Below are 26183 nucleotides of genomic sequence, written 5' to 3' on the forward strand. Positions count from 1 at the left end.
CGTAGCAACGTGTCCGCTCGCGGACGCAAACTCGTACGCCACCTCACCCCCTGGCCGACCGCCATTGCCGCGGCGGCCATGATGGTTGCCTGCGGCGGCGGCGACAACAGCGGCCCGGGCTTCTTCGGCTTCCCCTCGGGCGGCAGCACGGCGACCACCACCTCGGGCGTGGTCACCGGCAGCTACTACCGCAACGCCAAGGTCTGCATCGACACCAACGGCAACGGTCGTTGCGACAGCGGCGAGCCCAGCACCACCACCGACGCCAACGGCGCCTTCACGCTCACCGGCCAGGGCGCCTTGGTGGCCGAGATCGGCACGTCGAGCAAGCGCTTCGACCCCGTCACCAACACCGAGACCCCCGTCACCCAGCCGCTGGTATTCCGCGCGCCGGCCGGTGCCAACGGCGTGGTGAGCGCCATCACCACCGAACTCGTGGCACTGATGGACGCCAACGGCGGCGACCTGGCCGCTGCCCGCACCGCGCTCGCCGCACGCCTGGGCGTGAGCGAAGCCCAACTGCTGGCCGACCACAACAAGCAGACCGACGCGGCCATCAAGACCGCGCTGCAGAACGAGATCGACCAGGCGATCGAGCGCATCGCCGAAGCCGTGGCCGAAGCCGGCGCGGGTGGCGACGTGATCGCCGCGCTGCGCAACCGCCTCGCGCTCGACCAGATCACCAACGTGGTCGTCATCTACGCGGAAAACCGCGGCTTCGACAACCTGTACGGCCTGTACCCCGGCGCCAACGGCATTCCCGGCGTGAACCCGACCTCGTCGACCACCGCGCCAGAGCCGCAGAAGGACTTCGACGGTGCCACGCTGCCGACGCTGCCGCCGGTGTGGGGCGGCGGCGTGACCGCGAGCGGCCAGACGGTCTCGATCCCCCAGCAAGCCACGGTGGGCATGCCCAACAAGATGTTCCAGATCGATGCCGAGGCCGGCTTCTTCAACACGGGAACCAAGGTCGACCAGACCGTCATCTCGCGTGACCTGGTGCACCGCTTCTACAACAACCAGATGCAGATCGACGGCGGCAAGAACGACAAGTTCACCGCGTACTCCGACGCAGGCGGCCTCAGCATGGGCTACTACGACGGCAGCAAGATGCAGCTGTGGCAAGTGGCCAAGAACTTCACCCTGGCCGACAACTTCTTCATGGGCGCGTTCGGCGGCTCGTTCCTGAACCACCAGTACCTCGTGTGCGCCTGCGCGCCGCTGTACCCGAACGCGGACGACGCAAATTCGCCGGCCAAGGCCACCATCTCGGCCATCGACACCGATGCCAACGGCAACTTCGTGCGCCTCACGCCCGCCGCCAACGCGCCGACATCGGTGCTCAACGGTGCGCCCACCTACCTGAACGACAGCACGCTCACGCCGAAGGATGCCGCCGGCAACTTCTACGCGGTGAACACCATGCAGCCGGCCTACCAGCCCAGCGGCAACGCGCCGGCGGCGGCGGACAGCAGCAAGCTTTTCGCCGACCCGACCAAGGCCAACACGCTGCCGCCGCAGACGCAGACCACCATCGGCGACCTGCTCACCGCCAAGGGCCTGAGCTGGGCCTGGTACGGTGGCGCGTGGAAAGACACCACGGCCGTCGCCACCGGTGACCGCAAGTTCCCGGCCGCCGTGCCGCCGGCCGCGCAAACGCCGAACTTCCAGTTCCACCACCAGCCGTTCAACTACTACGCCGCCTTCGACCCGACGGCGCACCCGGACGCGCGCGCGGCCCACCTGAAGGACTTCGACGCCGACTTCCTGAAGGACGCGGCTGCCGGCACGCTGCCCGCCGTGAGCTTCTACAAGCCGCAGGGCAACCTGAACCAGCATGCCGGCTACGCCAGCGTGGCCGACGGCGACGCGCACATTGCCAACGTGCTCGCCAAGCTGCAGGCCAGCCCGCAGTGGGGCCACATGCTCGTGGTCGTCACGTACGACGAAAACGGCGGCTTCTACGACCACGCCGCCGTGCCCAAGGCCGACCGCTGGGGCCCCGGCACGCGCATTCCCGCGATCATCGTCTCGCCGTTCTCGAAGAAGGGCTTCATCGACAAGACCCAGTACGACACCGCTTCCACGCTGCGCTTCATCACGCACCGCTGGTCGCTGCCGCCGTTGAAGGGCCTGGTCGACCGCGACGCCGCGCTCCTGAAGAACGGCGGCCACCCCATGGGTGACCTGACCGGCGCGCTGGACTTCAAGAAGTCCTGAGCACGCGGGGCCCTTCGGGGTCTCGAACGGACATGGGGCGCCTCTTGCGGGGCGCCCCTTTTTTCATGGGGCCTCGGCGGGGCTCGGTCAGCCCGCCGCGGTGCGCGCGAAGTGGCTCGGCGGCTGCCCCACGTGCCGGCTGAACGCCGTGCTGAAGGTGCTCGCGGAGCCATAGCCCACGCGCTCGGCCACCTCGCCGATCGCCAGGTCCTGGCGGCGCAGCAGGTCCTTGGCGAGCGCCATGCGCCACGCCAGCAGGTATTCCATCGGCGGCAGCCCCACCGCGCGCGTGAAGCGCTCGAAGAACGCCGAGCGCGACAGCGCCGCCTTCTGCGCGAGCTGCGCCACCGTCCACGAGCGCGCCGGGTCCTTGTGCAGCTGCCGCATCGCCAGCGAGAGCCGCGCGTCGGCCAGCCCGCGCAGCAGCCCCGGCGGCGCGTCTTCGCCCGATGAAGAGCGCAGCGCCTCGATCAGCAGCACCTCCACCAGCCGCGTGAGCACCATCTCGCGGCCCGAGCGGCTCTCGCGCGACTCCTCGCCCACCAGCCGCACCAGCACCGACAGCCGCTCCACGCCGCGCACGTGCACCAGCGCCGGCAGCAGCGAGACCAGCAGCGCCGCGTCGGGCGAATCGAAGACGAAGTAGCCGCCCAGCAGCCGCACGTCGGGCCGCCCGCCGCGCCGGCCGTGGCGAACCTCGCCGGTGGGGGAGGGCGTGAGCTTGGGGTCGATGCGCGTCGGCGCCACGGCCTCGAAGCCAGACATGGTGAAACCCGGCGTGGCCGGCATCAGCACGAAGTCGCCCGCCTGCAGCGTGAACGGTTGCTGCCTGTCGACCGCCAGCAGGCAACTGCCTTCGAGCACCGCGCAGAAGCTCGGCTGGCCGTAGTCCGAATAGCGCACCGCCCACTGGCCGGCGCCGCTGATGCACTTGGAGAACACGGCCCGCGGCTGCAGCAGCGCGATGACCTCGGACAGCGGATCGCTCATGGCTGGACGCTCGCAAACGAATGGTGGACTGCGCATTGTAGAAAGTCCTGCCTGTGCTGGATATCGTTCAACCCACCATGCAAACCACTCCACGAACCGTCCAAGACACATCCATGAAAACCGTACTCGTCACCGGCTGCTCTTCAGGCTACGGCCTCGAAACCGCGCGCCATTTCCTCTCGCAAGGCTGGAACGTCGTCGCCACCATGCGCACACCGCAAGAAGACCTGCTGCCGCCTTCCGACCGGTTGCGCGTGCTGCCGCTCGACGTGACAGACGCCGCCAGCATCGCCGCCGTGCTCGAGGCGGCCGGGCCCATCGACGTGCTGGTCAACAACGCCGGCATCGGCCTCTTCGGCGCGTTCGAGGCCACGCCCATGGCCACCACGCGCGAAGTGTTCGAGACCAACACCTTCGGCGTGATCGCGATGACCCAGGCGGTCCTTGCGCAGTTCCGCGCCCGGCGTTCGGGCGTCATCGTGAACGTGACGTCGAGCGCCACGCTCGCGCCCATGCCGCTGGTGGCGGTGTACACCGCGAGCAAGACGGCCGTGGAGGGCTTCACCGCGTCGCTCGCGCATGAACTCGAAGCCTTCGGCGTGCGCGTGAAGCTGGTGCAGCCTGGCTACGCGCCCACGACAAGCTTCACCAGCAACGGCCAGGCGCGCATGCAGGGGCTGATTCCGGAGGCTTATGCGCCGTTCGCGCAGCGCGTCTTCGCGTCGTTCGGCCAGTTGCAGGCCGTGACGGTGGCTTCGGATGTGGCACAGGTGGTGTGGCACGCCGCGAACGACACGTCGGGACGGCTGCGGTATCCGGCGGGCGCCGATGCGGTGGCGCTGGCCGGGGCCGCGGCGGTCGACGGGCAGCGAGCGCCCGCCTGATGGCTTGAATGGCCGGCGCGATCAGGCGATCAGGCGATCATCGATTCCAGGTCGGACGCCAGTTCGCGCGGCGCCGGCATTTCCTGCACCACGTCTTCGGAGATGCCGATGGCGTCGGCCGACAGGGCCGGCCACACGTGCTGCGCGTCGCCGATGCGCAGCCCTTCGCCTTCCAGCGCCACGCGCCACACCGCCAGGTGCAGCACATTGGCCAGCGGGTCGAGGTGCTCGGCTTCCATCGGGTTGGCAAAGCCCGAGAGGGCGCTCACGAACTCCGGTGCGAACTCCCAGCGCGCGGCCAGCCGCCCGCCCACGTCGCCGTAGTGGTAGCCGAACTTCTGCTGTTCCACCTCGAGCCGGCCCATGCGGTCGAAGGGGTGCGCGGCGTTCAGCTCGGCAATCTGCTCCTTCATGGCGCCCGCCATGATCAGGTGGCCGATGGCGTGCATGCTGCCCATCGTGAAAGCCAGGCTCGCGTCCACCCGGCGGGTCTTGCCCGCGAGGTAGCGGGCCACCGAGGCCACGCGCAGGCTGTGCGACCAGAAGGTCGGCAGGTGCACGCCGTGCACCTTCTGGAACGTGCCCGTGAGGCCCGAGCTCACCACCAGCGAGCGGATCGCCGAGAAGCCCAGCATCTGGATCGCGTCCTGGATCGACATGATCTTGCGGCGCAGCCCGAAGTAGGGCGAATTGGCCATCCGCAGCACCCGGGCCGTCAGCACCTGGTCGAGCTCGACCTTGCGGGCCACCAGGGGAATCGCCGCGTCTTCGTCGCGCAGCAATTCGATGAGATCGAACACCACCTTGGGTACCGTGGGAAGCAAATGGCTCTCGGCAAACAGTTCGTCCAGGGTCATGGCGATCTCGGTGTGTGATTTTTTGTAGCCCGGAATTGTCCTGCAAGCTTCAAGTTACATGTTGCGCTGCGTGGCCCCCGGGGCTCCTGGCGCGGCGCGAGTGCAGACTTCCCGCAACAGCCGCGGGCGAATAGCCCGATCGCGGTATTGCATGTTTTACGAAGCTGTTGCTGTATTCCGGGCGAACCGGCTTGGCCGCGGGCGCCGGTTTTCGGCGGCGATGCGGCATACTCCCCACCCCTTGCAACTCCCCTCGAAGCCCGCTGAATGGAAAACGAAGTCGATCCCCAGGTACTCGCTGTCATCAATGAAAAGCGACTGTCCGGACCACGGCTCACGCCGGTCGAAATCGTTGCCAAGATGGGCGTGTTCGACGCGCGCGACAAGCCCTTCGACCACGCCTGGCTGGCCACCGGCGACAACGTCATCGCCACCATCTGGGCCGAATGGGTGAACCTGGGTGCCGGCGGCCGCTGGTTCTACCTGGAGTCGCTCGACACCCACCACCGCGCCGGCGGCGGCGAACGCAGCGCGCACCAGATCCAGCGCGCCAAGGACCGCCTGGCCCTGCTCAAGCGCACCTTCGACGCCGGCCAGAACTTCCGCGCCGTGGTGCAGACCAACCGCATCGCCATCCTCGAAGTCGAGAGCAACAAGGACGCCAAGGTGTCCACCCGCGTGCGCGACGACGACGAATGGCACGTGGCCAGCTGGGAGCCCGAAGACAAGCTGGCCGTGCTGGTGCGCGGCCCGCGCGGCTGGGTTCCGACCGACGCCGAGGTGCACGCCGCCAAGTCGCGCGGCAACGTGCCGCAGCCGCTGGCCGCAACGCCGGCCGCGGCCGCCGCAGGCGGTGGCGCCAAGGCCTCGCCCGAGCAGGTGCAGGCCGCTGCCTTCGAATACGTCGTCAAGCACTTCACCGGCTACGGCTACAAGGCCGAGAACCTCAGCGAAAAGAACCTCGGCTACGACCTCGAAGTGTCGAACGCCAAGGGCCAGACGCTGCTGCGCGTGGTCGTGAAGGGCACCGCGCCCGGCGTGCCGAGCTTCAAGCTCAGCAAGGAACAAAGCGCCAGTTCCACGAGCGAGCCGCTGTGGCGCCTGCTGGTGGTGATGGACGCGGGCGGCCCGACCGCGCAGCACAAGATCTACAAGCCCACCGAGATCACTTCGGCGACCGGCTACGAGGCATTCTGAGGTTTCGGCGCTGCGTGCAATGCGCAGGGCAAAGCGCCACGGCGCGTCAGCTCGATAGAGCCCGAATTCACCCCCGGAAGCAGCCGCCTGTGCGCTGCTTCCGGCGCGTGACAGCGCTGCAACTGTCATTGTTTGTGTCCCCGGGCCGAGCCCCGGCAGATACCTCTTCGATTCGAGAATTTCTCGACAAATTCTTTTCCCTTGCCCGGCTTCGCTTATCTAAAGTGATGCCCCAGCAGCAAGGCGCCCCACTACAGGGGCGGCGAATGCCGTGAAAGGAATGCCCACACCCACCAGCGAATGAATGAGTGAACCGCTCGCCTCACGGCGGGTTGTCGATGCGCTCGCGCACCGATGCGAACGTGAGGTATCAAAGGCGACGGCCAGGGTGCAGCAAACACCCTGGCCGTCTGACCACATGACGTGCAAATCTTCTACAAGGAGCACACCCCATGGCTGTTCGAATTATGGCCCGGCGCCCCACACCCAAATTCCGCCGGACACGCCCCTCCCGATACGCCTGCCTCTCGGGCGACGAAGCAAGAGACCTCCTCGAAATCAAGTCCTCGCAGCTGACCACGCTGTTGTGGTGCTGCTATGGGAGCGGCAACGGCTGGTTCGAAGAAGCAGGCGAGATGCGGCGCGACAGGATGATCTGGATTGCCGCGGACCTGGCGCGGGAGGTGGAAGAGTTGGTGCAGGCGAGCCTGAGGGAGCAAGCCTGACAGGCCTTGTTTCTTCGTTTTGTTCGACTTGTCGTAGTTTGATTGCGACAAGTCGAACAATTCAAAAAATTGCCAATGCTTTGAATTATCAGAATAATCGTAGTATGGCTACGATAAATCGCTCAAAGCTAAACGCGCTGCTGTCGGGACTGCCAAGCGGCACGCCCATCAGCAGCGAAGACCTGGCGCGCGAAGGCATCTCGGCCGATCTGGCCGTTCACTATGCGCGTGCGGGGTGGCTCAGGCGCCTGGCCCGCGGCGTGTATTGCCGCCCCGACGCGCCCTTGCAGCGCGACCCCAGCCTGCTGCTGCTTCAACGCCAGATTCCCGCGTTGCATGTGGGCGGCAAGTCCGCACTCGACTGGCACGGCATACGGCACTACGTGTCCCAGGTGCCCACGCTCCAGCTCTACGGCCTCGTGTCGGCCAGGCTGCCGCAGTGGTTCACCGATGCCTTCCCTTCGGAGTACCACCGCAAGCGACTGTTCAGCAGCGACACCACGGGCATGCGACACACGGGCCCTTTCGAGGGGCGCGCCAACGCGCCGGATGTCTCGGCGCCCGAGCGCGCGTTTCTGGAGATGCTGAGTGAAGTGGGCGTACGCCAGCCGCTGGCGGAGGCACGCGAGCTGGCGGAGAGCACCTACGGCCTGCGCGCTTCCATCCTCGGGGAGTTGCTGCGCCAATGCACGAACGTGAAGACGGTGCGCCTGTGCCTCCACCTCGGGCATGAGCTCTCATTGCCATGGGCAAAGAAGTTGAATGCGGCGAAGCTGCCGACCGGGGGCAGCAGCGCGTGGGTTTCCCAGACCGATGAAGGTTTGCTGGTCCTGAGATCGTGAACGACATCTACCTCAAGACCGCGCGCCTGCTGACGCAGATCGCCCCCTTTGTCTTTGCCGATGAAACCTTTGCGCTCAAGGGTGGCACGGCCATCAATCTTTTCGTGCGGGACATGCCGCGCCTGTCGGTCGACCTGGACCTGGTGTTGCCGGACCACACCTTGACGCGTGAAGCGGCGCTCGGCGCCATCAAGGCCTCGCTCGGCAAGGCCTCCGCAGCGCTCAGGGCGAGGGGATTCCAGACCCATCTCGCAGGCGTGCCCGCGGCCGGCGAGACCAAGCTGCTGGTGAAGCGCGACGGCATCGAGGTCAAGGTCGAGGTCAACTACGTGATGCGCGGGACCGTGCGGCCGCTGGCGATGACCGGGCTGACCGCCAAGGCCCAGGAGGTGCTCCAGGCCGAGCTGGAGATTCCGGTGGTGTCGATCGACGACGTCTACGGCGGCAAGCTGGTCGCCGCCATGGACCGGCAGCACCCGCGCGACCTGTTCGACGTGATGCAGTTGTTCGCCAACGGCGGCGTCACGCACGGCATTCGACGGGCGTTCGTGGTCTACCTCGCAAGCCACAACAGACCGGTCCACGAAGTCCTGTTTCCACCGCTGCGCGACGTGGCCCGCGAGTTCGAGGCGAACTTCAAGGGCATGACCGCCGAACCGGTCGAGCTGGACGCCTTGCTTGCCGCGCGAGAACGGATGATCGCCACGCTGCAGGGCGGGCTCGATGCGAACGAGCGGGCATTTCTCGTCAGCCTGGCCGAGGGCGACCCCGAATGGGGCCGCATGGACGTGACGCATCTCGCCGCGATGCCTGCAATCCAATGGAAGCTGCAGAACCTGGCGAAACTGAAAGCGACCAACCGCAACAAGTTCGAAGAACAGGCGCAGGTGGCCGCGAAAATCTCAGCACTTGGCGCTGTCGGGGCGCCTCGGGCCTAGCAGCGGCAGTCAGCGCTGCGGCATATCCTTCACCGAATACCCCAGGCTCACTGTCGCATCCTCCGGAATCGCCGGCATCGTCGCATTCCACTGCGCCCAATCCGCGCGCATCGCGGCCAGCCGTTCCGGCTCCTTCTTCGCCAGGTTCGCCCGCTCGCGCTCGTCGGCAGGAATGTTGAACAGGTACTCGTTGCCGTCGACCTTCAGGTACTTCCAGTCGCCATCGCGCAGGGCTTCCTGGCCGCGGTGGTTCATGCGCCAGTGCAGCGGCCGGCGAAAGCTCTGCTTCGCGTCCTTCAGCACCGGCATGAGCGACACGCCGTCCAGCGGGTAGGCCGGATCGGCTGCAACACCGGCCGCGTCGAGCATGGTGGCGGACCAGTCCATGGTCATGCACAGCTGGGTGCTCTCGCCGCCCTTGCCGATCACGGCGGGCCAGTGCGCGATCCATGGCACGCGGATGCCGCCTTCGGTCAGGTCCATCTTGCCGCCCACCAGCGGCCAGTTGTCGGAGAAGCGCTCGCCGCCGTTGTCGCTGGTGAACACCACCAGCGTGTTGTCGGCCATGCCGTGCTTGTGCAGCGCGGCCATGATCCAGCCGATGCCTTCGTCCATGTGATGGATCATGCGGCGGTACACGTGGATGTTGCCGCCGGCCAGGTCGAACAGGTTGTCCTTCACCAGCGGCGCCTTCTCGGCGTCGTCGCGGGTTTCCCACGGCCAGTGCGGGGCGGTGTAGTGCAGGCTCAGGAAGAAGGGCGCGTCCTTGCCGTCCTCGGTCTTTTGCAGCGCGGCCATGCGATCGACGTAGTCCACCGCGCGCTTCGACAGGATGTCGGTGAGGTAGCCCTCTTCCTGCTTGTCTTCCTCGCCGAACCACAGGTCGTGGCGGCCGGTGGAGTCGCAGTGGGTGAAGTAGTCGACACCGCCCGACATGGGCCCGAAGAACTCGTCGTAGCCCGAGCGCAGCGGCCCGAAGGTGGGCGGGTAGCCCAGGTGCCACTTGCCGATGAGCGCGGTCTGGTAGCCGCCGGCCTTCAGCAATGAAGGCAGGGTGGGGTGGTCGGTCGGCAGGCCGAGCGTGGTGCTGCCGCGGCTCTTGCTGTTGATGGGCTCCTCGGCCGCGCCGCGCAGGCGGTACTGGTAGCGCGCGGTGATCATGCCGAAGCGCGTGGGCGAGCACACGGGCGAGTTGGCGTAGCCCTGCGTGAGCTTCAGCCCGTTGGCCGCCAGCCCATCGAGCACCGGCGACACGGGGCCGAACGCGGCGTCGCGGCCGCCGTAGCAGCCCAGGTCGGCATAGCCGAGGTCGTCGGCCACGATGAAGATGATGTTGGGTCTGGTCATGTCTCTGGACTGGTCTGGTCTGGTTGTTGTTAGGCGATCGGCTTGATCAGGGCTGGTAGCCCGACTTCTGCACCACTGGCGCCCACTGCGCGCGGTAGGCCTTCAGCATGGCGGCGGTCTGCGCGGGCGTGCTCACCACGGGGGTCATGCCCGAGTCCTTGAACTTGCGCTGGGTGTCGGGGTCCTGCATGACTTCGCGGATGGCCGTGGCCAGCTGCTCGACCTTGGCCTTGGGCATGCTGTTGGGCGCGAAGAAGGTGTTCCAGCCGGTGGCGGACAGGTCGAGCCCGGCTTCCTTGAAGGTGGGAATGTCGGGTGCGAAAGGCGAGCGCTTGGCGCCCGACAGCGCCAGCACGCGCAGCTTGCCCGCGGCGTGCTGCGGCAGCACCACGTCTTCGGTGTCCACGGCAATGGGCACCTGCCCGCCGATCAGGTCGTTCAGCAGCGGCGCGGAGCCGCGGTAGCCGATGACCTGTGTCTGCACCTTGGCCTTCTCGCCCATCATCAGGCCGAAGAAGTGCGGCAGGCTGCCGGTGGCGGGCACGCCCACGTTGGCCTGCGTGGGGTTGGCGCGCATCCAGGCGAGCAGGTGGCTCAGTTCGCGCACGGGCAGCGTGGGCGAGACCGACAGCGCGAAGTTGTAGTCGTTCACGTGCGACACGGGCACGAAGTCGCGCTCGGCGTCGTAGTTGTTGTCCTTGAAGACCAGCGGCGCCACCACCATCACGGCGGGGTTGGCGAGCATCAGCACGTTCTGGTTGGCGGGCGTGATCTTCACCTGCTGCGCGGCCAGCCGGCCGCCCGCGCCGGGCTTGTTGTCGACCACCACGGCCACGCCCAGCTTGGCGCCGAGCTTGTCGCCCACGATGCGCGCCACGCGGTCGGTGGCGCCGCCCGGTGCGTAGCCCACCACCAGGTGCAGGGGGCTGTCGAGCTTGGCCTGCGCGGCGGCGTTGGTGGCCAGGCAGGCCACGGCGCCGGCAATGGCCAGCAAACCAACAAGGCGGCGGGAGAGGGGGCGGGTCGGCAGCATGATGGTCGGTTCCTTGTCGTCGTTCAGGGTGTTGGCCTGTGAGTGTGGCCGCGAGGTTCGCGGTTGCCGACGATTCTGTAGACCCGGCATTCGATTGATCAAATCAACCATTGCCGGGGTTAACCCGAAGGCGTTACGTGCGGCTCAATCGACCTTCATGCCTGTTGCTTTCACGATGCGGCCGTAGCGCGCGAGGTTGCCGGCCAGGTGCTCGCTGGCGGCGGCGCCGGTCTCGGCCAGGGGCACCATGTCCAGCGACGCCAGGCGCGTCTTGATCTCGGGCAGGGCCATGGCCTTGTGCAGCGACTGGCGCAGCGTCTGCATCACCGGCTCGGGCGTGGCGGCGGGCACCATGGCCACGTAGAGCACCTCGAACTCCAGGCCCTTCAGGCCGAGTTCGCCCACGGTGGGCACCTCGGGCAGCAGCGGCGAGCGCTGCTTGCCGGTGACGGCCAGCGCGCGCAGCTTGCCCGACTGCACCTGCGGCAGCAGCCCCGGCGTGGCCAGGATGCCGGCCTGCACCTCGTTGCCCATGAGCGCCAGCACGGCCGGCGCGTTGCCCTTGTAGGGCACGTGCGTGATCCTGGCGCCGGTGTCGCTCGCGAAGATCTCGGCGGCAATGTGGCCCGGGCTGCCGTTGCCGGCCGAGCTGAAGGTGGCGGGTTCCGCCTTGGCCTGCGCAATGAACTCCGGCAGCGTCCTGGCCTTCACGCTGGAGGCCACGCCGAAGCTCAGGCCCGACGAGCTGAACACCATCAGCGGCTTCAGGTCCTTGGCCGCGAAGGGCATCGACGGGTACAGGTGCGGGTTGATGGTGAAGGTGCTGTCGATGCCCAGCAGCACGGTGTAGCCGTCGGCCGGGCTCTTGGCCACCAGGTCGGCGCCGATGTTGCCGCCCGCGCCGGGGCGGTTGTCGACGATGAAGGGCTGCTTCAGGTCTTTCTGCAGCGCGTCGGCCAGCGCGCGGCCCAGGATGTCGATGGGGCCGCCGGCGGGGAAGTTGGTGAGGAACTTCACGGCCTTGGCCGGGTAGGCGGGGGAAGGGGCGTCCGCCGCCGCGGCCGGCGCGGCCAGCGACAGCGCAGCGCAGGCCGCTGCGGTGGCAACGGCGGCAAGGGCGAGGCGGCGGCGGGCGCCGCCGAAGGTGGTCATCAGGTGGCCGGTGGTCATGTGTCTCTCTTTGTGGTTCGGTGCCGCCATGCCGGTACGGGGCAGCATGGACGGCAACTCTAGAAGGGTGGCCGGGCGGGCACAACTGAAAGCTCTTCCGCCAGGTATTCCCTCTCGTTATATTTCAACGATGCCTCTCCAGATGGAACCGCCATGTCAGCCATGAACTTTGCGCGCCTGAAGCTGCGCCACCTGCAGTGCCTGGTGATGGTGGCGCAGGAGCGCAACCTGGTGCGCGCGGGGCGTGCGCTGTCGCTCACGCAGCCGGCCGTGTCCAAGACCATCGCGGAGCTCGAAGAAATCGTCGGCCGCCAGCTGCTGCTGCGCCGCCGCCGGGGCGTCGAGCTGACGCCCGCGGCCGAGGTGCTGGTGCGCCACGCCGTCTCGGCGCTGCGCGGCCTGCGCGAAGGCATGGGCCTGGCCATGGACCAGCCCGACGCCGACCAGCTGCGCGTGGTGGTCGGCGCGCTGCCCAACGTGGCGGGCGAGCTGCTGCCCGAGGCCGTGGCCCGGCTGCACGCGGCGCACCCGTCGCTGCGCGTGCGCGTGGTGAGCGGCACCAACGCGCAGCTGATGACGCAGCTGCGCCAGGGCGAGATCGACCTGGTGCTGGGCCGCCTCGCGCAGGCCTCGGCCATGGCCGACCTGGCGTTCGAGCACCTGTACAGCGAGCCGCTGCGGCTGGTGGTGCGGCCCGGCCATCCGCTGGCGGCGCGGCGCAAGCCGACGCTGGACGCGCTGGCGGCCTACCCGCTGGTGCTGCCGGTGTCGGGCACGCTGATACGGCACACGGCCGACGCCTTCCTCATCGCGCAAGGCTTCGCATTGCCCAACCAGCTGGTGGAAGCGACCGACACGAGCTTCGCGCTCGGGTTGCTGCAGCGTTCGGAGGCCGTGTGGTTCGCACCGCAGGGCGCGGTGGAAGGGCTGCTCGCGCGCGGCGAGTTGAAGCGCGTGGCGCTGGACACCGCGAGCACCGAAGGGCCGGTGGGGCTCACCGTGCGGCGCAACAGCGGGGCCGGGGAGATCGCCGAGGGCGCGCGCTTGCTGATCGAGGAAATCCGCGCGATCGTCGGCGCCCGAAAGACCTGACGGGGGCTGATGCGACCTGAGGTGACCTGAGGTGACCTGAGATCGCCTGAGATCGCTTGAGATGTGCGCCGCGTGCTCAGCCCGCGATGCGCGGGTTCGGGTACTCGCAACCCACTTCGACACGCCCCTTGAACTGGCGCGCCACGATCCACGCACCCTTGCCGGCTTCGCGCGCCAAGCCGCGGCCGTCGACGCCGCGCAGGCCGAGCTGGCGCGCAATGGCGTCGAGGTCGGTGGTCTCGGTCACGGCGTGCACGGCGTAGTTGCCGAGCTCGTAGCTGCCGAAGCGCACGTCCCGTGCCTGCAGGCCGGCCACGGTGACGGTCATGGGCTTGGGCATGCGCCACACGTCCGACATGAAGGCGCTGAGCTCCGGGTTCTTCGCCCAGCCGGCGAGCGTGCCTTCCTCGAGCTTGTCGGCATAGGCTGCAATGCCGCTGGCCGCACCCTTGCATTCGACGAGCGCCTGCAGGGGCGGCAGGCTGTTGCCGCGGGCCGGCGGCGCCGCGTGGCCCGACTGCGAGAACAGCACGATCAGCGAGACGGCCACCACCGGAAACGACCAGTACTGCATCGGAATCCAGAAGAACTTGTGCCGCTTGTAGAGCAGCACCGTCTCATTGGTTTTTGCATCGATCAGCTCGCGCGGCGGCGTGCTGTTGAGCTTCTTGCCGATGAACCAGTTGGCCGCGGCGCCGGCCAGAATGCCGAACCCGATGGCCGTCGTCAGCCACTCGCCGTGCCCGATGACGCCCAGCAGTTTCTCCAGCACCAGCGTGACCGCCATGGAGGTGACGAATACGATGGGTATCACCAGGAACCCCAGGCCAGACCAGACAAAAATCATGTGCTTCTCCCTCTTGCCGTCGGTGCGGCGATTTTTCAAAAAGGGCAGGAGTATCGGCGATCGGCGCGTGCTGAACCGGCCACGGTCTTTGGCGGTGCGCGCGTCGCGCGTGCGATTAGAGTTCGCGGTCCACCCTCGCGCGAGCCGCGCTCATCGTTCACACCACACATGCAAGAAATCGACAACCTCATCGACGCGCTGGCGCGCTGCGTTCCCCTGCTCGACCCGCAGCCGCTGCGCGCGCAACGCCCGCCGGGCAGCGCGCAACTCGACGTGCTGCACTGGCTCGCGGACCAGCTCGGACAGCAGGGCCTGGTCGTCTACGAGGAGTGGAAGGAATACTTCGGCGGCGTGCCCGCGTTGCGCCCGCTCGCCGGGCTGGACCTGTCGGCCTGCAACGTGAACTTCGTCATCGACCTCATGCAGGACGTCGACTGGTCGCAGGCCAGCATCGACCCCTCCATGCTGCAGTACGAACTGCCATTCCTGGAGCACATCAACTCGGCGCTGAAGCCCCATGGCTTGCGGCTGGTCGACCTGCTGCCCTTCGAGAACGCCTACATCCTCTGCGTGAAGGACGACGAGGCGGCGCTGGGCGAGCTCGACCGGTGCCTGCAGGCGTTCGACATGCGCATCAACCCGCGCGAGGCGCTGGACGACGAGGGCGCGCGGGCGCACATCGACGCGCTGCTGGCCGGCGGATGAGCACCCCGCCCACGCAGCCGGCGCAGGCATTGCACGACGCGGACGCGGCGGCGCAGCGCCAGTCGCTCGTCGACGCATTGCGCGGCTTCGCGCTGCTGGGCATCCTGGTGGTCAACATCGCCACCTTCTCGTCGACCTACTACGGCGCGAGCGTGCCCGACCCGATGGCGCTGTCGCTCGCCGAGCGCACGGCGTCGTTCGTGCGCACCTTCTTCTTCGAGACCAAGTTCTACCTGCTGTTCTCGTTTCTCTTCGGCTACAGCTTCACGCTGCAGATGCAGTCGGCGCAGCGCGACGGCAAGCGCTTTGCGCCGCGCATGGCGCGCCGGCTGCTGGGCCTGTGGGTGCTCGGCCTCGCGCATGCGGTGCTGCTGTACCACGGCGACATCCTCACCACCTACGCGGTGATCGGCGCGGTCCTGCTGATGCTGCGGCGGCGCAGCGATGTGTTGCTGGCGCGCTTCGCCACGGGGCTGGTGCTCGTGACCTCGCTGCTGTGGGGCGGCATCGGCTACCTGCTGGTGAAGGCCGGCATTCCGATGGACACGCGTGGCGCCTATGCCGAGGCCGTTGCCGCGCTCGCGGCCTACCGCGGCACACCTGCCACGGTGATCGCGCAGCACGTGCGCGAGCTGCTGCAGATCTGGTGGATCACGGGGCTGGTGCAGGCGCCGACGGCGCTCGCGATGTTCTTTGCCGGCTTCATCGCCGGGCGGCGCGGACTGTTCGCGAACGCGGGCGCACACCGCGCGTTGTTCAGGCGGCTGCTGTTCTGGGGACTGGCCGTCGGGCTGCCGGGGGCCGCGGTGTATGCCTGGCCGTCGATTCGCCTGGAGAGCTCGGTGCGCGAGTTCTACGGGCTCTCGGCCACCTTGCTGACGGCACCGTTTCTTTCGGCCGCGTACGCCTCGGCGCTGGTGCTGTTCATGCTCACGCCGCGCGGCCAAGTGCTCGAACGCGTGCTCGCGCCGGCGGGGCGCATGGCGCTGTCGAACTACCTGGGGCAGTCGATGGTGTGCGCGTGGATCTTCCTGGCCTACGGGCTGCGGTGGATCGGCACGGTCGGCCCGATCGCGGCCACGGCCGTCGCCTTCGCGATCTTCGCGTGCCAGCTGGTGCTCAGCCGCTGGTGGATGCGCCGCTTCGCCTACGGGCCGGTCGAGTGGCTGCTGCGCGCGTTCACGAATCTCGCGCTGCCGCCGATGCGGCGCAGGCCTGTGCCTGGCTCTCCTGCTTCCGCTTCAGGCACATAGGGCGCGAAGTTCGCCGTCAGGCCAGCGTGGCCGGCATCGACAAGGTCGAGTCGGCCAGGCCGTCCATGTGCTCCTGGCGCAGCGGCAGCCACAGCTTGAATTGCGTGCCGTCTGGCGTGGCTTCCCACGTCACCTCGCCGCCGACCGCGCGCGCACGCCGCACCATGTTCGACAGCCCGCGCCCCGCCGCGCCTTCGGGCCGCGGGCTGAAGCCGCGGCCGTTGTCCAGCAGGATCACCGAAACGCCGAGCGCTTCCTCGCGCGTGGCCACGCGCAGCTCGGTGGCGCCCGCGTGCTGCATGACGTTGGAGATGCCCTCCTGCAGGATCCGCAGGATGTGCAGCGCGCTGCGCGGGTCCAGCCACATCAGCGGCGGCACGTCGGCCACTTCCCAGCGCAGGCGCAGGTTGGCGTCGATCAGCCGCGGCAGCAGGCGGTAGCGCAGCGTGGCCAGCAGCAGCAGCAGGTCGGCCTCGACCGGCTCGAGCGAGTCGACGGTGAGCTTCAGGTCGTCGATGCACTCGCGCAGCACCATCGCCATCTGCGGCTCGCTGAGCTTGCCGGCCTCGGCCACCTTCAGCGCGCTCATCAGCTGCGAGCCCATGCCGTCGTGAATGTCCTGCATGAGCCGCTGGCGTTCGCGGCTCAGGGTTTCGCGCTGCTGCACCTCGCGCAGCTGCGCGTAGTTGGCGGCCAGCTCGTCCTCGCGCTCGCGCAGGCGCTCGGCCAGGCGCACGTTGGCCTGCTCGACCTCGTCCACCGCGCCCACGTAGCGCCGCAGGATGATGTAGATGAACATCACCAGCCGCGCGGTGGTCGACACGGGCCAGAGGTACACGTCCTCGGGGCTGGCCATGTAGTTCTGCATGAGCCAGTCGTGAATGGCCACGGGCAGGTCGACCAGCCCGACCGACGAGGCGAGGATGCCTTCGCGCGAGCCTTGCCGCCACGCCACCCACGCGATGGTGACGACGGCGGGCAGGCCCGCCAGGATGGTCAGCAGGTACGACAGCGGCGCCATCGCTTCGAAGGGCGGGAACACCGCGAGCGCCGGCATGGTGACGATCCACGACACCGCCAGCAGCGCCAGCAGCGCGCGCCCCACGAAGCGCGGCGCCTTCGGCACCAGCGTGGCCACGAAGAAGTACCACGTCACGAGCAGCGCGTTGACCGAGTTCACTGTGATCCAGCCGAACCACGCCGAGGGAATGGGCAGTGGCTCGACGCCCATGTAGTAGTGCAGCCCGCGCAGCGCCATGAAGAGCGTGTACACCGCGAACAGCAGGTAGATGCTCTCGCGGCGGCGCAGCAGCCACACCAGCAGCGCGAACAGGCCCAGGCCCATCACCGCGAAGCTCATGATCTCGGAGATGCGCGACTGCAGCAGCCTGCGCCACTGGTAGCGCGACTCCAGCGCCGGCCGCGGGCCGACCCACGCGCTGGACACGGCGCCGCCCGCGCTGGTGAGGCTCTCGATGCGCAGGCGCAGCACCGACGGCAGCGGCGTGCTGGCGGCGCCGTCGCCGTCCAGTGGCATCCACAGCGGGAAGTTGAAGCTGTTCCACACCACGTCGCCGCTCGAGCGGTAGATGAGGCGGTCGTCCGCGTACACGGCGATGCGGCCGATGGTCTGCCAGCGCGGCAGGTAGAGGTAGGCGTCTTCGGCCTGCGCTGCGCTCAGGGCGCTCAGGCCGCTCAGGCCGTTCAGGCCGCGCAGGTCGAACTCGACCCACGTCACCTGCCACGGCGCCCGCGCGGCCCGCCCGGCCGTGGCGTCGGGCAACACCGCGCGCGGCCAGGTGTAGGGCAGGGCGACCTCCTGCCAATTGGCCTTGCTGGTGCCCTCTGCGGCACCGGCGAGCAGGGCAGCCTCCAGTCGGCGCGGCGGTTCGTCCGACGGCGTGACGCCGAACTGCGTGAGCACGCGCGCCTGCGTGAACTGGTGCGTGGAAAGCGTTGCGTCGCCCTGCGCCGCGGCGCAGAAGGCGGCGACGAAGAGCAGCAAAGCCGCAAGGGCCCGGCTAGGGCGCCAGCAGGCCCTGGCTGCGGGCTTCATGAATGGCTTCCAGCTGCGAACGGACCTCGAGCTTGGCGTACATGCGTCGCACGAAGCTCAGCACCGTGTTGCGCGACACCGCCATGAGCCCGGCGATCTCCTCGTAGCTGAAGCCCTTGGTGATGTACTCCAGCACTTCGCGCTCGCGCGGCGACAGCTGCGCCTGCTCGGCCGGCAGCGGCGCCTCGGGCCTCACGCCGAGCGGGGCCGCCTGCGGCGCGGTGGCGCAGAGGCTGTGCTTGAAACGCGCGAGCAGCCGCCGCGCGACCAGCGGGCTGAGAGGGCTGCCGCCGGCGTGCGCGATCCGGATCTCTTCGACGATGTTGTGGGGCGAGCTGTCTTTCACCAGGTAGCCGGTGGCGCCGGCCTCGAGGCTTTGCAGCACGTGCGCCTCGTCGCCGAAGGCGGTGCTCACCATCACCGTGCAGTCGGGCCAGGCGCCTTGCGCCGCGCGGATCACCTCCACGCCCGAGCCGTCGGGCAGGCCCAGGTCGACTACCAGCACGTGCGCCGCCGGCAGGTCGAGCATGGCGCCCGCTTCGCGCCGGCTGCGCGCCACGCTGTGCAGCTGCATGCCGGGCGCCTCGCGGATGGCAGCCGAAAGCGCGTCCGCAAAGACCGGTTCGTCTTCGACGAAGGCGACCTGTATCGGTGACGGCGCGGAAGGGTTCAGCATGGCTTGCCAGTGGGAAGAAGCGGATTGTCACCGAATGTGACCTGCCGCGCTCACTGGAATGCAGGGGTAGCTATGGATAGCGACAGACCGCCGGCCGCGCAGCCGGAACAATCCGCCGCATCGCGATCCCGTCGCGTGGCTGCGAGGGCCGCCTCCCTCGCTCGTTCAACCGCTTCCAAAGGCAGGTGGCCCAGATGACATTTCATTCCAAGCTCCAACCGATCACTACCGTGTTGCATGCCGGTGAGTCGTTCCACACCACGCTGCGCGCGGGCACGCAACTCCTGGTTCACAAGGGCGAGGTGACGGTGAACGGGCCGCCGCTGTGGCTGGCCGACACCATGGTGCCGGTGCGCACGGTGCTGGCCGAAGGCGGCGGGCACCGTGTGGCCACCACCGGCAGCGTGAGCCTGTGCGCGACCGGCGACGCCGAGGTGCACCACTGGGCCCCGGCGTCGCAATGGGAGCTGGCCGCGGGCTGGGTGCTGGCGCGCGCCGAGCTGTTCCTGGTGCGGTTCGGCTTCGCGCACAGGGGATGAAGAGACTGGTGTGAACGGGCCCCGTCGCCACGGACAGCGGCAGACGAACTGTTGACGAGTTTTCACCATTCGTTGGCTGTTCCCCCCCAGCTTGCCGAGCGCAGTTCATGTCTTCTTCTCCACAAGATCCGCAGGATCACGCCGGTCGCCGCGCCCTGAACGCCATCGCCGCCCCGAAGCCGGCCGCGCCCAGCAGCCCGTAGAGATGCGCCTGGGCGACGATGCGCCCGCCGATCCATCGCTCCTCCTGCGCGCAAGGGCCGGCCAGCCACTGCCACGCCACCCACGCGGCGAGCAGTAACAGCGCCGCGGCCTCCGGCCGGCCGCCCCGGCGGGCCTGCGCGAACAGCACGCACGCGAACAGGCCGTAGAGCACGCCCGACAGCCCCACGTAGTTGCCGACGTGCGGCGAGAAGAGCAGCAGCATCAGCGAGACGGTGCCGGCGAGCGCCAGCAGGTACAGCGCCTGCCGCGGCCAGGACAGGCGCGCGAGCGATGCGGGCGCGAGGGCCGCGCACAGCAGCAGCCCGGCCGTGTTCAGCAGCGCGTGGGTCCACCCCAGGTGCACCGCGTGCGCGGTGAACAGCCGCCACAGCTCACCGTGCAGCACGGCACCGCGCTCGTACCGCAGCGCCTCGCGCACCGGCTCGCCGCCGGCCTGCAGCAACAGCAGCAGCGCGGCCAGCGCAAGCGGCGCGCGCCATTGAACAGCGTTCGCTGTCACGCAGAAGAAGGAGGCGGTGACGCTTGAGGTGGCGGCGGTGGCGGTGGCCGCGACCACAGCCACGCCAGCACCGTCGCCATGCAGCCGATGGCCAGCACGGCGAGCCACGGGCGGTGCGCCGTGAACGACACGATCACCGCGCACACGGCCATGGTGATGGTCGCGCTCCACTTGGCGCGCCGGCTCACGGTGCGGCCGTTCTCCCAGTTGTGCAGCAGCGGGCCGAACAGCCGGTGGTTCAGCAGCCACGCATGCAGCCGCGGCGAGCTGCGCGCCGCCGCCCAGGCGGCCATCAGGATGAACACCGTGGTCGGCATGCCGGGCAGCACCACGCCGATGAGGCCCAGCACCAGGCACAGCACGGCAAAGCCGTACAGCAGGGCCCGCGTGAGCGGGGAGGTTGGTCGGGGAACTGGCTTCAACGCAGCACTCTCAGGGTGATGGGGCCTTGGCGGTTGCCGATCAGGTTCAGCACGTTCGCCAGCTCCGATTCTTCACCAGGTTGGGCCCGGGCCTCGCCGCGGAAGCGGAATTGGCCCGCCAGCCATTCGCCGTCGCCCGCCAGCTTCAGGATGCCCTGCAGCGTGCGCAGCTGGAGCGTGGTGCGCCCGGGCTGGCCGCCGCGCTGCGGCGGCTGCGCGTCGAGCTCGAGGCGGTAGCTGCCCAGCGAGCGGCGCGGCGCGATGCGCGAAGAGATGCGCTCGGCGGTGAGCGCCAGTTGCCCTTGCAGCCGGCTGCCGCCCTGGCCGCGCTGCCACCGCAGCGCCTGCGCCTGCAGCCGCAGGCCGCCTTCGAAGCCCAGCGTGTTCCACGGCGCGCCCAGCCCCTGCAGCAGGCTGGCGGGCACCTGCCAGTCGAGCGCGCCGACGTGGGCTTCCACGCCGCCGGCGTGCGCGCGCACGCCCAGGCGCAGCGGCTCGCGCAGGCAGCAGTCCTGGGCGATGGCTATGCGCAGGCCCGGGGCCATGCCGTCGTCGCCCGCCGCATGCAGCGAAGGCCGCGCCTGCCACGCCACGCGGCCCGGCAGTGCGCGCGCGTCGTTGCTGCCGGGGCCGCCCGAGAGCACCAGCACGGCCGAGCCATTCCAGACCGATCCGCGCACGTCGGCCAGTTGCACGCGCCCACCGCTGGCGCGCGAGGCGGCGCCGGCCACGGCCCATGCGGCCGGCCACTGCGCCGCGGCGATGGCCAGCGCACCGCACACGGCGCCCAGAACCGCCCAGCGTTTCATTCCTCGGGCAGTTCGAAGTGCGTGGCCAGCAGCGCGCCGAAGCGGTCGTAGGCCGCGTTCGCGCCGGCCACCACGGCGTTCTTGCCGGCGTCGTCGCAAGGCAGCGCGTCGAGCGACTGGACGAAGCGCCGCCATGCCTGCGCGCGGCCCTCGGGGTAGGCCGCGAGGTTGCGCGCGCCGAACTGCGCGTCGAGCTGCAGCTTCTGCTGGGCCTCCTTGAACAGGAAGGCCGCGCCCAGCGTGGAGCCTTCGGACACGTACAGCCAGCCGAGCGCGCCAGGCATGGTGGCGCCCGTGCTACCGACATCGTCCTGCGGCGGCGCCGCGCCCAGGTCGGCCAGGTCGGCGAGCGAGGCTTCCTGGCGCCCGCGCGTGTCGAGGTCGGGCACCGCGGCCTGCAGGGCCGGGTCGGCGAACAGGTGCTCCACGTCGCGCTGGAACAGGTACTGCGCGGCCACGAAGCGGGCGTAGGCGGCACGGCTCGCGAACGGATCGGCCTGCGCCATGAGCCGGTGCATGCGCTCGTGCTGCACGGCGGTTTCGGTCTTCAGGCGCTGGGACAGGGCGTGCGCGGGGAGCGCGCCGGGAATGTGCGAAGGTGTCATGGTCGTTGTGGGAGTGGGTTCTAGAAAGAAGCTTGGGTCCGCATCAGCGCGGGCCGCGGCGCAGGCCACGCCATGCCGCCAGCGCGGCCAGCGGCGCGAGCAGCCACGCGCTCAGCGGACCGCCGCTTTCGCTGCGGCCGGCGCCGGGGCTGATGCCCGTCACCGTGGTGCCGCCGGTGGACGTGCCGGGCGTGGTGGTGGCGCTGGCCGCCGTGACGGTCACCGCCACGCTGGACGTGGCGGCCAGCCCGCCGCTGTCGCTCTGGCAGCTCAGCGTGAGCGTGTTGTTGCCCGCCGTGCGCAGCACCACCGGCACCTCGCTGCCGCGGGTCTGCTGCGCGCCGAGCCAGGCGCCGCCGTTGCTGCCGCCGGCCGTGCACGCGGTCGCGTTGGCCGCGTCCCAGCTCAGGCGCACGGTGTCGCCGGCGCGCACGCTGCTGGCCGAAGCGGTCAGCGGTGTGGTGAAGCTCACGCTGGACACGGGCACGTCGAGCGAGAACACCGTGCCGCTGCCCGCGATCCCGCCTTCCGGCGACGCGGTGTTCAGCACCTGGCCCGAGCCGCCGTACGCGGTGGCGCCGTACAGCTTCTGCATGCCGTTGGCGGCGCTGCCCGCGCTCAGGCCCACCGGGCGCGCGCCTTCGGTGGCGGAGTCGAAGCGGTGCAGCACCTCGTACACGTCGTCCGAATGGTCGCCCGCCGTGCCCACGCGAATGCGGAACAGCGTGCCCGCGCCCACGGGCGTGACCACGCCCGTGCCGGAGCGGTACACCATGGTGCCGTCGCGCTTGGTGGTGCCGTAGATGTTGCCGTCGGCGGCGAACACGATCGGGCCGTAGGGCGTGCCGCCGTCGCCGTCCGGCGTGCCGTCGGCGGCCAGCGTGCCGGTGCCGCGGAAGCTGTGCACCACCTTGAAGGAGGACGGGTCGTTCTTCTTCACGCGCCACACCGTGCCGCTGTAGACCTCGGAGCTGGGGACGTTCGAGGAGGTCGGGTTGTTCGAGTAGCCGGTGCCGTAGAGCCAGTCGCCCGCCTCGACCACGCCCGACAGCCGGTCGCTGGTGGCGGCGGGCTCGCCGTCGCGTCCGCGCAGGAAGGTGTGCAGCAGCTCGACCTTGCCGGTGTCGATGACGCCGTTGTTCGCCGCGCCTTCGTCCAGCGCGGCCTTGCCGATCTTCACCAGCGTGCCGACCGAGCGGCCGAGGTAGTCGGAGGTGGCCGTGGGGTCGAACACGCCGGTGGCGGTGACCGAGGTCAGCGCGTACAGCGCCTGGTCGCGCTGGCTCCACACGTGCGACACCGAGGCACCGCCCTTGTGGTGGAGCTGCGCGCTGGCCGACGCGTCGATGAACTTGCAGAAGTCGACGACGCGCTGGAACACGCCGGCCGGGGTCACGCGCCAGAGCTGGTTCTGCGTGGTGCCGGCGACGCAGCGCGATGACGATTCGCTGGAGCCGATGTACACGTTGCCCGCGTCGTCGATGGCGAGCTGGCCGCGCGGGCTGATCGCCTTCTGGTAGGTGTCGCTCAGGCTGGGCTGCGTCCACGCGGCCGGCACGCCCTGCTTGAGCGTGAACATCACGGGCGCGCCGAGCAGCGCGTTGTTGACGTTGTTGTATTCGGAGAACGCGGCGCCGGCATACAAGGTGCCCGCGCTGTCCTGCGCCAACGTCGAGCTGGCGCTGCCGAGGTTGCCGAGCAGCACCGACGAATGGCCCGGCGTGCCGCTCGCGGTGGCCGGCACGCTGTAGGCGGTGCCCTGTACCGTGAAGTTGAAGGGGCCGATCGACGGGCCGCCGAGCTTGGTGGTTCCGTAGAGCCGGCCGTCCTTGCCCACCAGGGGCGGCGAGGTGGGCATGGCCCCGATGGCGGCGCCGGTGGTGCCGGTGAAGCGGGCGAGGACTTCGGGCTTGAAGCCGGAGGTGGTGGCCGTGGTTGCGGTTTGTGCGAGCAGGGCGCTGCTGTAGCCGGCGGCCGCGAGTGCGAGCACGAGCGCGCTGCCTTGCAGGGCGAATCGGGAAGGGTGACGCATGGAATTTCTCGTTGCCCGCGAGGGCGTTGATCGATGGACGATGAAACCGGAAAGGCTCGAAAGGGTGGAAAGGGCGTGGCGCATCAGTCGCGCCGGCGGCGCAGCCACCACAGGCCGGCCAGCGGCAGCAGGGCCAGCGGCGACACCGGTCCGCCGCCGCCGTTGCCGTAGCTCACCAGGTTGCCGTCTTCGGCCGTGGCCACGGTGCCCACGAAGATCGTGGTGGTGGCCGACACCTGCGCGCCGGCGGCGGAGCCGTTCACGTTGCAGGTCAGCGTGTAGCGGTAGGTGCCGGCCTTGGGCGTGAGCACCAGGCTGCCGTAGGTGTCGACGGGGCCCTTCCAGTCGCCCGCCGACGAGGCGGCCGAGCAGTTGGTGGCGTTGCTGGTGGTCCAGGTGAGCGTGGTGCTGCCGCCGGCGTTGAACTGCACCGGGCTGGCGATCAGGCTGGCGCTGGCCGCGACCGGGCCGCCGTCGGTGGAGAGCTGGTACACGGTGCCGTAGGGCGTGGGCACGACCTGGCCCGTGCTGTTGGTGTAGCTGCCGCCGATGGAGGTCACGCCGTAGAGCCGGCCGTCGGCGCCCGTGCGGATGCCCAGCGGCACGCGGCCGTCGTTGCCCGAGAAGACGTGTACCACCTCGAAGCCGGCATTGCCGGCCTGGCCGTTGCCGTCGAGCGTGATCGACCTGGGCTTGATGCGGTAGATGGTGCCGCAGCCCACTTCCGCGTTGCGCGTCGCCAGGTTGATGCAGACGTTGCCGCCGCCGGACAGGGTGGTGCCGTAGATGGCGCCGTCGGCACCCAGCGCCATCTGGCCGCGCGGCGTGGCGCCGTCGCTGTCGCTGAAGGTGTGCAGCAGTTGCAGGCCGCCGCTGCCGTCCTTGGCGATGCGGTAGAGCGTGCCGAAGGGCTTGGGGCCGTCGTAGTGCGGGTACGGGGTGGTGTGCTGCGTGCCGGTGGTGCCGGTCCACGAGCGGAAGCCGCACAGCGGGCTGTCGCGCGAGATGTAGCGAAGGCCGGTCGTCACGGCCGGGGGGCTGATGTAGTGGTAGCAGTCGCCCGTGGAGGTGCCGCCGTACAGGTAGCCGTCGCCGCCGTCGACCAGCGACGACAGGGCGGCCGGCTGGCCGCTGCCGATGCTGCGCAGCGTGGCCTCGCCGGCATCGCCCGTCACGAACGGCTGGCCGCTCGGGTAGTGGCGAAAGCCTTCGTCGCTCGCGTTGTCCAGCACGTTGATTTCGCCCTCCGCGAGGGTGAAGGTGTGCAGCAGCTTGAAGGAGGCGGCGTTCTTCGGGTCGATGCGGTACGCGGTGCCGGTGGGCGTGTCGGTGGCGGTGGGCGTGGTCGCGTGCAGCGGCAGGCCGCGGTTGTAGGCGGTGACACCGTAGAGCACGCCGTCGCTGCCGATGATCAGGTCGTTGGCGACCTGCTTCATGCCGTTGGGCCCGGCCGGGAAGGTGTGCAGCGTTTGCAGCGCGGCGCCGGTGTTGCGCAGGTCGAGCTTGAAGATGCGGCCGTTGCCCTGCGGCCCCTTGTCGATGCCGTACAGGTTGTCGTCGGCGTCGATCACCAGCGCGCCGTTGGGCGAGTGCATCTGTCCGATGGTGGCCCGCAGTGCCTGCGCGTGCGTGCCGTCGGCGTCGGTGCGTACCAGCAGGCCGAGCCCGACGGTGGCGGAGTAGGTGTAGTTGCTCGGCGCGTTCTTGCCGGCGTTGGCTTCGCCGTTGGTGCTGGTCATCACGCTGTACATGCGCCCGTCGCTGGCCTGCACGGGCGTGCTGCTCACGCGGCCCTGCAGGTCGCTCAGCACGTCGTAGGGCAGCCGCTCGTAGATGGAGACGCCGGCTTGCATGCTGTAGAGCCCCGTGGCCGTGTACAGGAACGGGCGCCCCCCCACCAGGCCGCTGCCGAGGAAGCCGCCGTACAGGTGGCCCGTGGTCGTGCCCGGGCGCAGCGCATACAGCGGCGGCGCCGTGGGGTTGCGCGCGCCGGGCCAGCCGACGGTGCCGTCGGGCGTGGTGACGTCGTCGCCCGCGGGGCGGAAGGAGGCGAGGCTGGTGAACGTGACGCCGGCCACGCGGGTCTGTGCGTGCAGGGCGGGCGGTGCCAAGGCGGCACCGGCGACCACCGCGGCCATGGCGGCGGTGGTGGCGGCGGCGGCGAGCGCGGCGCCAAGTTTCGGGGCAAGGGAATGCATACGGATTCGATCTCGCAAGAAG

At 69.4% G+C, this 26183-nt stretch carries 24 protein-coding genes; 10 read left to right on the forward strand and 14 right to left on the reverse strand.

What is annotated here, in order from left to right; genetic code table 11:
• The first annotated feature begins 81 nt into the window (after nucleotides 1–81).
• Nucleotides 82–2220 (forward strand): acid phosphatase, encoded by a 2139-nt coding sequence (gene acpA, locus BM013_RS15470; protein ID WP_093128728.1) that lies wholly within the window; start codon nucleotides 82–84, stop codon nucleotides 2218–2220.
• 87 nt (nucleotides 2221–2307) lie between these two features.
• On the opposite strand, the gene BM013_RS15475 is transcribed toward acpA, so the two are convergent.
• Nucleotides 2308–3210 (reverse strand): AraC family transcriptional regulator, encoded by a 903-nt coding sequence (locus BM013_RS15475; protein ID WP_177225478.1) that lies wholly within the window; start codon nucleotides 3208–3210, stop codon nucleotides 2308–2310.
• A 113-nt stretch (nucleotides 3211–3323) separates the two neighbouring features.
• Here BM013_RS15475 and BM013_RS15480 point away from each other — a divergent pair, with 113 nt between their 5' ends.
• Entirely contained in the window at nucleotides 3324–4094 is a 771-nt protein-coding gene (locus BM013_RS15480) for an SDR family oxidoreductase (protein WP_093128469.1), read from the forward strand.
• A 29-nt stretch (nucleotides 4095–4123) separates the two neighbouring features.
• Here the strand turns inward: BM013_RS15480 and BM013_RS15485 are convergent, their stop codons facing one another.
• Nucleotides 4124–4951 carry an HDOD domain-containing protein gene (locus BM013_RS15485; protein ID WP_093128471.1) on the reverse strand — a complete coding sequence of 276 codons (828 nt, stop codon included), beginning with the start codon at nucleotides 4949–4951 and terminating at the stop codon, nucleotides 4124–4126.
• A gap of 267 nt (nucleotides 4952–5218) precedes the next feature.
• Here BM013_RS15485 and BM013_RS15490 point away from each other — a divergent pair, with 267 nt between their 5' ends.
• The 4 genes from BM013_RS15490 (at nucleotide 5219) to BM013_RS15505 (ending at nucleotide 8653) form a co-directional block, all read left to right on the forward strand.
• Complete coding sequence (locus tag BM013_RS15490) at nucleotides 5219–6148, forward strand: DUF3883 domain-containing protein (RefSeq protein WP_093128472.1); 930 nt, start codon at nucleotides 5219–5221, stop codon at nucleotides 6146–6148.
• A gap of 452 nt (nucleotides 6149–6600) precedes the next feature.
• A complete protein-coding gene (locus tag BM013_RS15495; protein WP_093128473.1) occupies nucleotides 6601–6873 on the forward strand; it encodes a hypothetical protein in 273 nt (90 codons plus the stop codon).
• Nucleotides 6874–6977: 104 nt separating this feature from the next.
• Nucleotides 6978–7715, forward strand: a complete 738-nt coding sequence (locus BM013_RS15500; protein WP_093128474.1) for a type IV toxin-antitoxin system AbiEi family antitoxin domain-containing protein — start codon at nucleotides 6978–6980, stop codon at nucleotides 7713–7715.
• Nucleotides 7712–8653 (forward strand): nucleotidyl transferase AbiEii/AbiGii toxin family protein, encoded by a 942-nt coding sequence (locus BM013_RS15505; RefSeq protein WP_093128476.1) that lies wholly within the window; start codon nucleotides 7712–7714, stop codon nucleotides 8651–8653. The genes BM013_RS15500 and BM013_RS15505 overlap by 4 nt, the downstream gene beginning before the upstream one ends.
• 9 nt (nucleotides 8654–8662) lie before the next feature.
• On the opposite strand, the gene BM013_RS15510 is transcribed toward BM013_RS15505, so the two are convergent.
• From BM013_RS15510 to BM013_RS15520, 3 genes are all read right to left on the reverse strand, one after another.
• On the reverse strand, nucleotides 8663–10000 hold the full coding sequence (locus tag BM013_RS15510; protein WP_093128477.1) for a sulfatase family protein: 1338 nt from the start codon (nucleotides 9998–10000) through the stop codon (nucleotides 8663–8665).
• 46 nt (nucleotides 10001–10046) lie between these two features.
• The gene (locus BM013_RS15515) at nucleotides 10047–11033 is read right to left on the reverse strand and encodes a Bug family tripartite tricarboxylate transporter substrate binding protein (protein WP_093128479.1); all 987 of its coding nucleotides are present in this window, start codon (nucleotides 11031–11033) and stop codon (nucleotides 10047–10049) included.
• 144 nt (nucleotides 11034–11177) lie between these two features.
• Complete coding sequence (locus BM013_RS15520) at nucleotides 11178–12203, reverse strand: Bug family tripartite tricarboxylate transporter substrate binding protein (RefSeq protein WP_093128481.1); 1026 nt, start codon at nucleotides 12201–12203, stop codon at nucleotides 11178–11180.
• Nucleotides 12204–12356: 153 nt separating this feature from the next.
• On the opposite strand from BM013_RS15520, the gene pcaQ reads away from it, so the two are divergent.
• Nucleotides 12357–13295 carry a pca operon transcription factor PcaQ gene (gene pcaQ, locus BM013_RS15525; RefSeq protein ID WP_093128482.1) on the forward strand — a complete coding sequence of 313 codons (939 nt, stop codon included), beginning with the start codon at nucleotides 12357–12359 and terminating at the stop codon, nucleotides 13293–13295.
• A gap of 76 nt (nucleotides 13296–13371) precedes the next feature.
• On the opposite strand, the gene BM013_RS41230 is transcribed toward pcaQ, so the two are convergent.
• Nucleotides 13372–14142: a hypothetical protein gene (locus BM013_RS41230; RefSeq protein ID WP_177225479.1), complete on the reverse strand. Its 771-nt coding sequence runs from the start codon at nucleotides 14140–14142 to the stop codon at nucleotides 13372–13374.
• A 168-nt stretch (nucleotides 14143–14310) separates the two neighbouring features.
• Here BM013_RS41230 and BM013_RS15535 point away from each other — a divergent pair, with 168 nt between their 5' ends.
• Entirely contained in the window at nucleotides 14311–14847 is a 537-nt protein-coding gene (locus BM013_RS15535; protein WP_093128484.1) for a hypothetical protein, read from the forward strand.
• Nucleotides 14844–16100 (forward strand): DUF418 domain-containing protein, encoded by a 1257-nt coding sequence (locus BM013_RS15540; protein WP_093128485.1) that lies wholly within the window; start codon nucleotides 14844–14846, stop codon nucleotides 16098–16100. The genes BM013_RS15535 and BM013_RS15540 overlap by 4 nt, the downstream gene beginning before the upstream one ends.
• A gap of 16 nt (nucleotides 16101–16116) precedes the next feature.
• On the opposite strand, the gene BM013_RS15545 is transcribed toward BM013_RS15540, so the two are convergent.
• Nucleotides 16117–18156, reverse strand: a complete 2040-nt coding sequence (locus tag BM013_RS15545) for a sensor histidine kinase (RefSeq protein ID WP_093128487.1) — start codon at nucleotides 18154–18156, stop codon at nucleotides 16117–16119.
• Complete coding sequence (locus BM013_RS15550; protein WP_093128489.1) at nucleotides 18122–18832, reverse strand: response regulator transcription factor; 711 nt, start codon at nucleotides 18830–18832, stop codon at nucleotides 18122–18124. Before BM013_RS15550 ends, BM013_RS15545 begins: the two co-directional genes overlap by 35 nt.
• Before the next feature lie 194 nt (nucleotides 18833–19026).
• Between BM013_RS15550 and BM013_RS15555 the strand changes: the two genes are divergently transcribed.
• A complete protein-coding gene (locus BM013_RS15555; RefSeq protein ID WP_093128490.1) occupies nucleotides 19027–19371 on the forward strand; it encodes a hypothetical protein in 345 nt (114 codons plus the stop codon).
• Between the two features lie 136 nt (nucleotides 19372–19507).
• Here the strand turns inward: BM013_RS15555 and rrtA are convergent, their stop codons facing one another.
• The 6 genes from rrtA to BM013_RS15585 all read right to left on the reverse strand — a co-directional run bounded on the left by rrtA (nucleotide 19508) and on the right by BM013_RS15585 (nucleotide 26161).
• The gene (gene rrtA, locus BM013_RS15560; protein ID WP_093128729.1) at nucleotides 19508–20095 is read right to left on the reverse strand and encodes a rhombosortase; all 588 of its coding nucleotides are present in this window, start codon (nucleotides 20093–20095) and stop codon (nucleotides 19508–19510) included.
• Nucleotides 20092–20517: a YbaN family protein gene (locus BM013_RS15565; protein WP_093128491.1), complete on the reverse strand. Its 426-nt coding sequence runs from the start codon at nucleotides 20515–20517 to the stop codon at nucleotides 20092–20094. The genes rrtA and BM013_RS15565 overlap by 4 nt, the downstream gene beginning before the upstream one ends.
• Entirely contained in the window at nucleotides 20514–21326 is an 813-nt protein-coding gene (gspN, locus tag BM013_RS15570; RefSeq protein WP_093128493.1) for a type II secretion system protein N, read from the reverse strand. Before gspN ends, BM013_RS15565 begins: the two co-directional genes overlap by 4 nt.
• Nucleotides 21323–21931, reverse strand: a complete 609-nt coding sequence (locus BM013_RS15575) for a biliverdin-producing heme oxygenase (protein ID WP_093128494.1) — start codon at nucleotides 21929–21931, stop codon at nucleotides 21323–21325. The genes gspN and BM013_RS15575 overlap by 4 nt, the downstream gene beginning before the upstream one ends.
• A gap of 43 nt (nucleotides 21932–21974) precedes the next feature.
• Complete coding sequence (locus BM013_RS15580) at nucleotides 21975–23963, reverse strand: hypothetical protein (protein ID WP_143098277.1); 1989 nt, start codon at nucleotides 23961–23963, stop codon at nucleotides 21975–21977.
• Between the two features lie 83 nt (nucleotides 23964–24046).
• The gene (locus tag BM013_RS15585; protein ID WP_177225480.1) at nucleotides 24047–26161 is read right to left on the reverse strand and encodes a choice-of-anchor tandem repeat GloVer-containing protein; all 2115 of its coding nucleotides are present in this window, start codon (nucleotides 26159–26161) and stop codon (nucleotides 24047–24049) included.
• Nucleotides 26162–26183 lie beyond the last annotated feature (22 nt).

Source organism: Variovorax sp. OK605 (genome assembly GCF_900115445.1).
Lineage (GTDB): Bacteria > Pseudomonadota > Gammaproteobacteria > Burkholderiales > Burkholderiaceae_C > Variovorax.

Excerpts from the sequence above, each read along its gene's own strand:
- acpA (WP_093128728.1), top strand. The coding sequence starts at position 82 with ATGGTTGCCTGCGGCGGCGGCGACAACAGCGGCCCGGGCTTCTTCGGC.
- BM013_RS15475 (WP_177225478.1), bottom strand. The coding sequence starts at position 3,210 with ATGAGCGATCCGCTGTCCGAGGTCATCGCGCTGCTGCAGCCGCGGGCC.
- BM013_RS15480 (WP_093128469.1), top strand. The coding sequence starts at position 3,324 with ATGAAAACCGTACTCGTCACCGGCTGCTCTTCAGGCTACGGCCTCGAA.
- BM013_RS15485 (WP_093128471.1), bottom strand. The coding sequence starts at position 4,951 with ATGACCCTGGACGAACTGTTTGCCGAGAGCCATTTGCTTCCCACGGTA.
- BM013_RS15490 (WP_093128472.1), top strand. The coding sequence starts at position 5,219 with ATGGAAAACGAAGTCGATCCCCAGGTACTCGCTGTCATCAATGAAAAG.
- BM013_RS15495 (WP_093128473.1), top strand. The coding sequence starts at position 6,601 with ATGGCTGTTCGAATTATGGCCCGGCGCCCCACACCCAAATTCCGCCGG.
- BM013_RS15500 (WP_093128474.1), top strand. The coding sequence starts at position 6,978 with ATGGCTACGATAAATCGCTCAAAGCTAAACGCGCTGCTGTCGGGACTG.
- BM013_RS15510 (WP_093128477.1), bottom strand. The coding sequence starts at position 10,000 with ATGACCAGACCCAACATCATCTTCATCGTGGCCGACGACCTCGGCTAT.
- BM013_RS15515 (WP_093128479.1), bottom strand. The coding sequence starts at position 11,033 with ATGCTGCCGACCCGCCCCCTCTCCCGCCGCCTTGTTGGTTTGCTGGCC.
- BM013_RS15520 (WP_093128481.1), bottom strand. The coding sequence starts at position 12,203 with ATGACCACCGGCCACCTGATGACCACCTTCGGCGGCGCCCGCCGCCGC.
- pcaQ (WP_093128482.1), top strand. The coding sequence starts at position 12,357 with ATGTCAGCCATGAACTTTGCGCGCCTGAAGCTGCGCCACCTGCAGTGC.
- BM013_RS41230 (WP_177225479.1), bottom strand. The coding sequence starts at position 14,142 with ATGATTTTTGTCTGGTCTGGCCTGGGGTTCCTGGTGATACCCATCGTA.
- BM013_RS15535 (WP_093128484.1), top strand. The coding sequence starts at position 14,311 with ATGCAAGAAATCGACAACCTCATCGACGCGCTGGCGCGCTGCGTTCCC.
- BM013_RS15540 (WP_093128485.1), top strand. The coding sequence starts at position 14,844 with ATGAGCACCCCGCCCACGCAGCCGGCGCAGGCATTGCACGACGCGGAC.
- BM013_RS15545 (WP_093128487.1), bottom strand. The coding sequence starts at position 18,156 with ATGAAGCCCGCAGCCAGGGCCTGCTGGCGCCCTAGCCGGGCCCTTGCG.
- BM013_RS15550 (WP_093128489.1), bottom strand. The coding sequence starts at position 18,832 with ATGCTGAACCCTTCCGCGCCGTCACCGATACAGGTCGCCTTCGTCGAA.
- BM013_RS15555 (WP_093128490.1), top strand. The coding sequence starts at position 19,027 with ATGACATTTCATTCCAAGCTCCAACCGATCACTACCGTGTTGCATGCC.
- gspN (WP_093128493.1), bottom strand. The coding sequence starts at position 21,326 with ATGAAACGCTGGGCGGTTCTGGGCGCCGTGTGCGGTGCGCTGGCCATC.
- BM013_RS15575 (WP_093128494.1), bottom strand. The coding sequence starts at position 21,931 with ATGACACCTTCGCACATTCCCGGCGCGCTCCCCGCGCACGCCCTGTCC.
- BM013_RS15580 (WP_143098277.1), bottom strand. The coding sequence starts at position 23,963 with ATGCGTCACCCTTCCCGATTCGCCCTGCAAGGCAGCGCGCTCGTGCTC.
- BM013_RS15585 (WP_177225480.1), bottom strand. The coding sequence starts at position 26,161 with ATGCATTCCCTTGCCCCGAAACTTGGCGCCGCGCTCGCCGCCGCCGCC.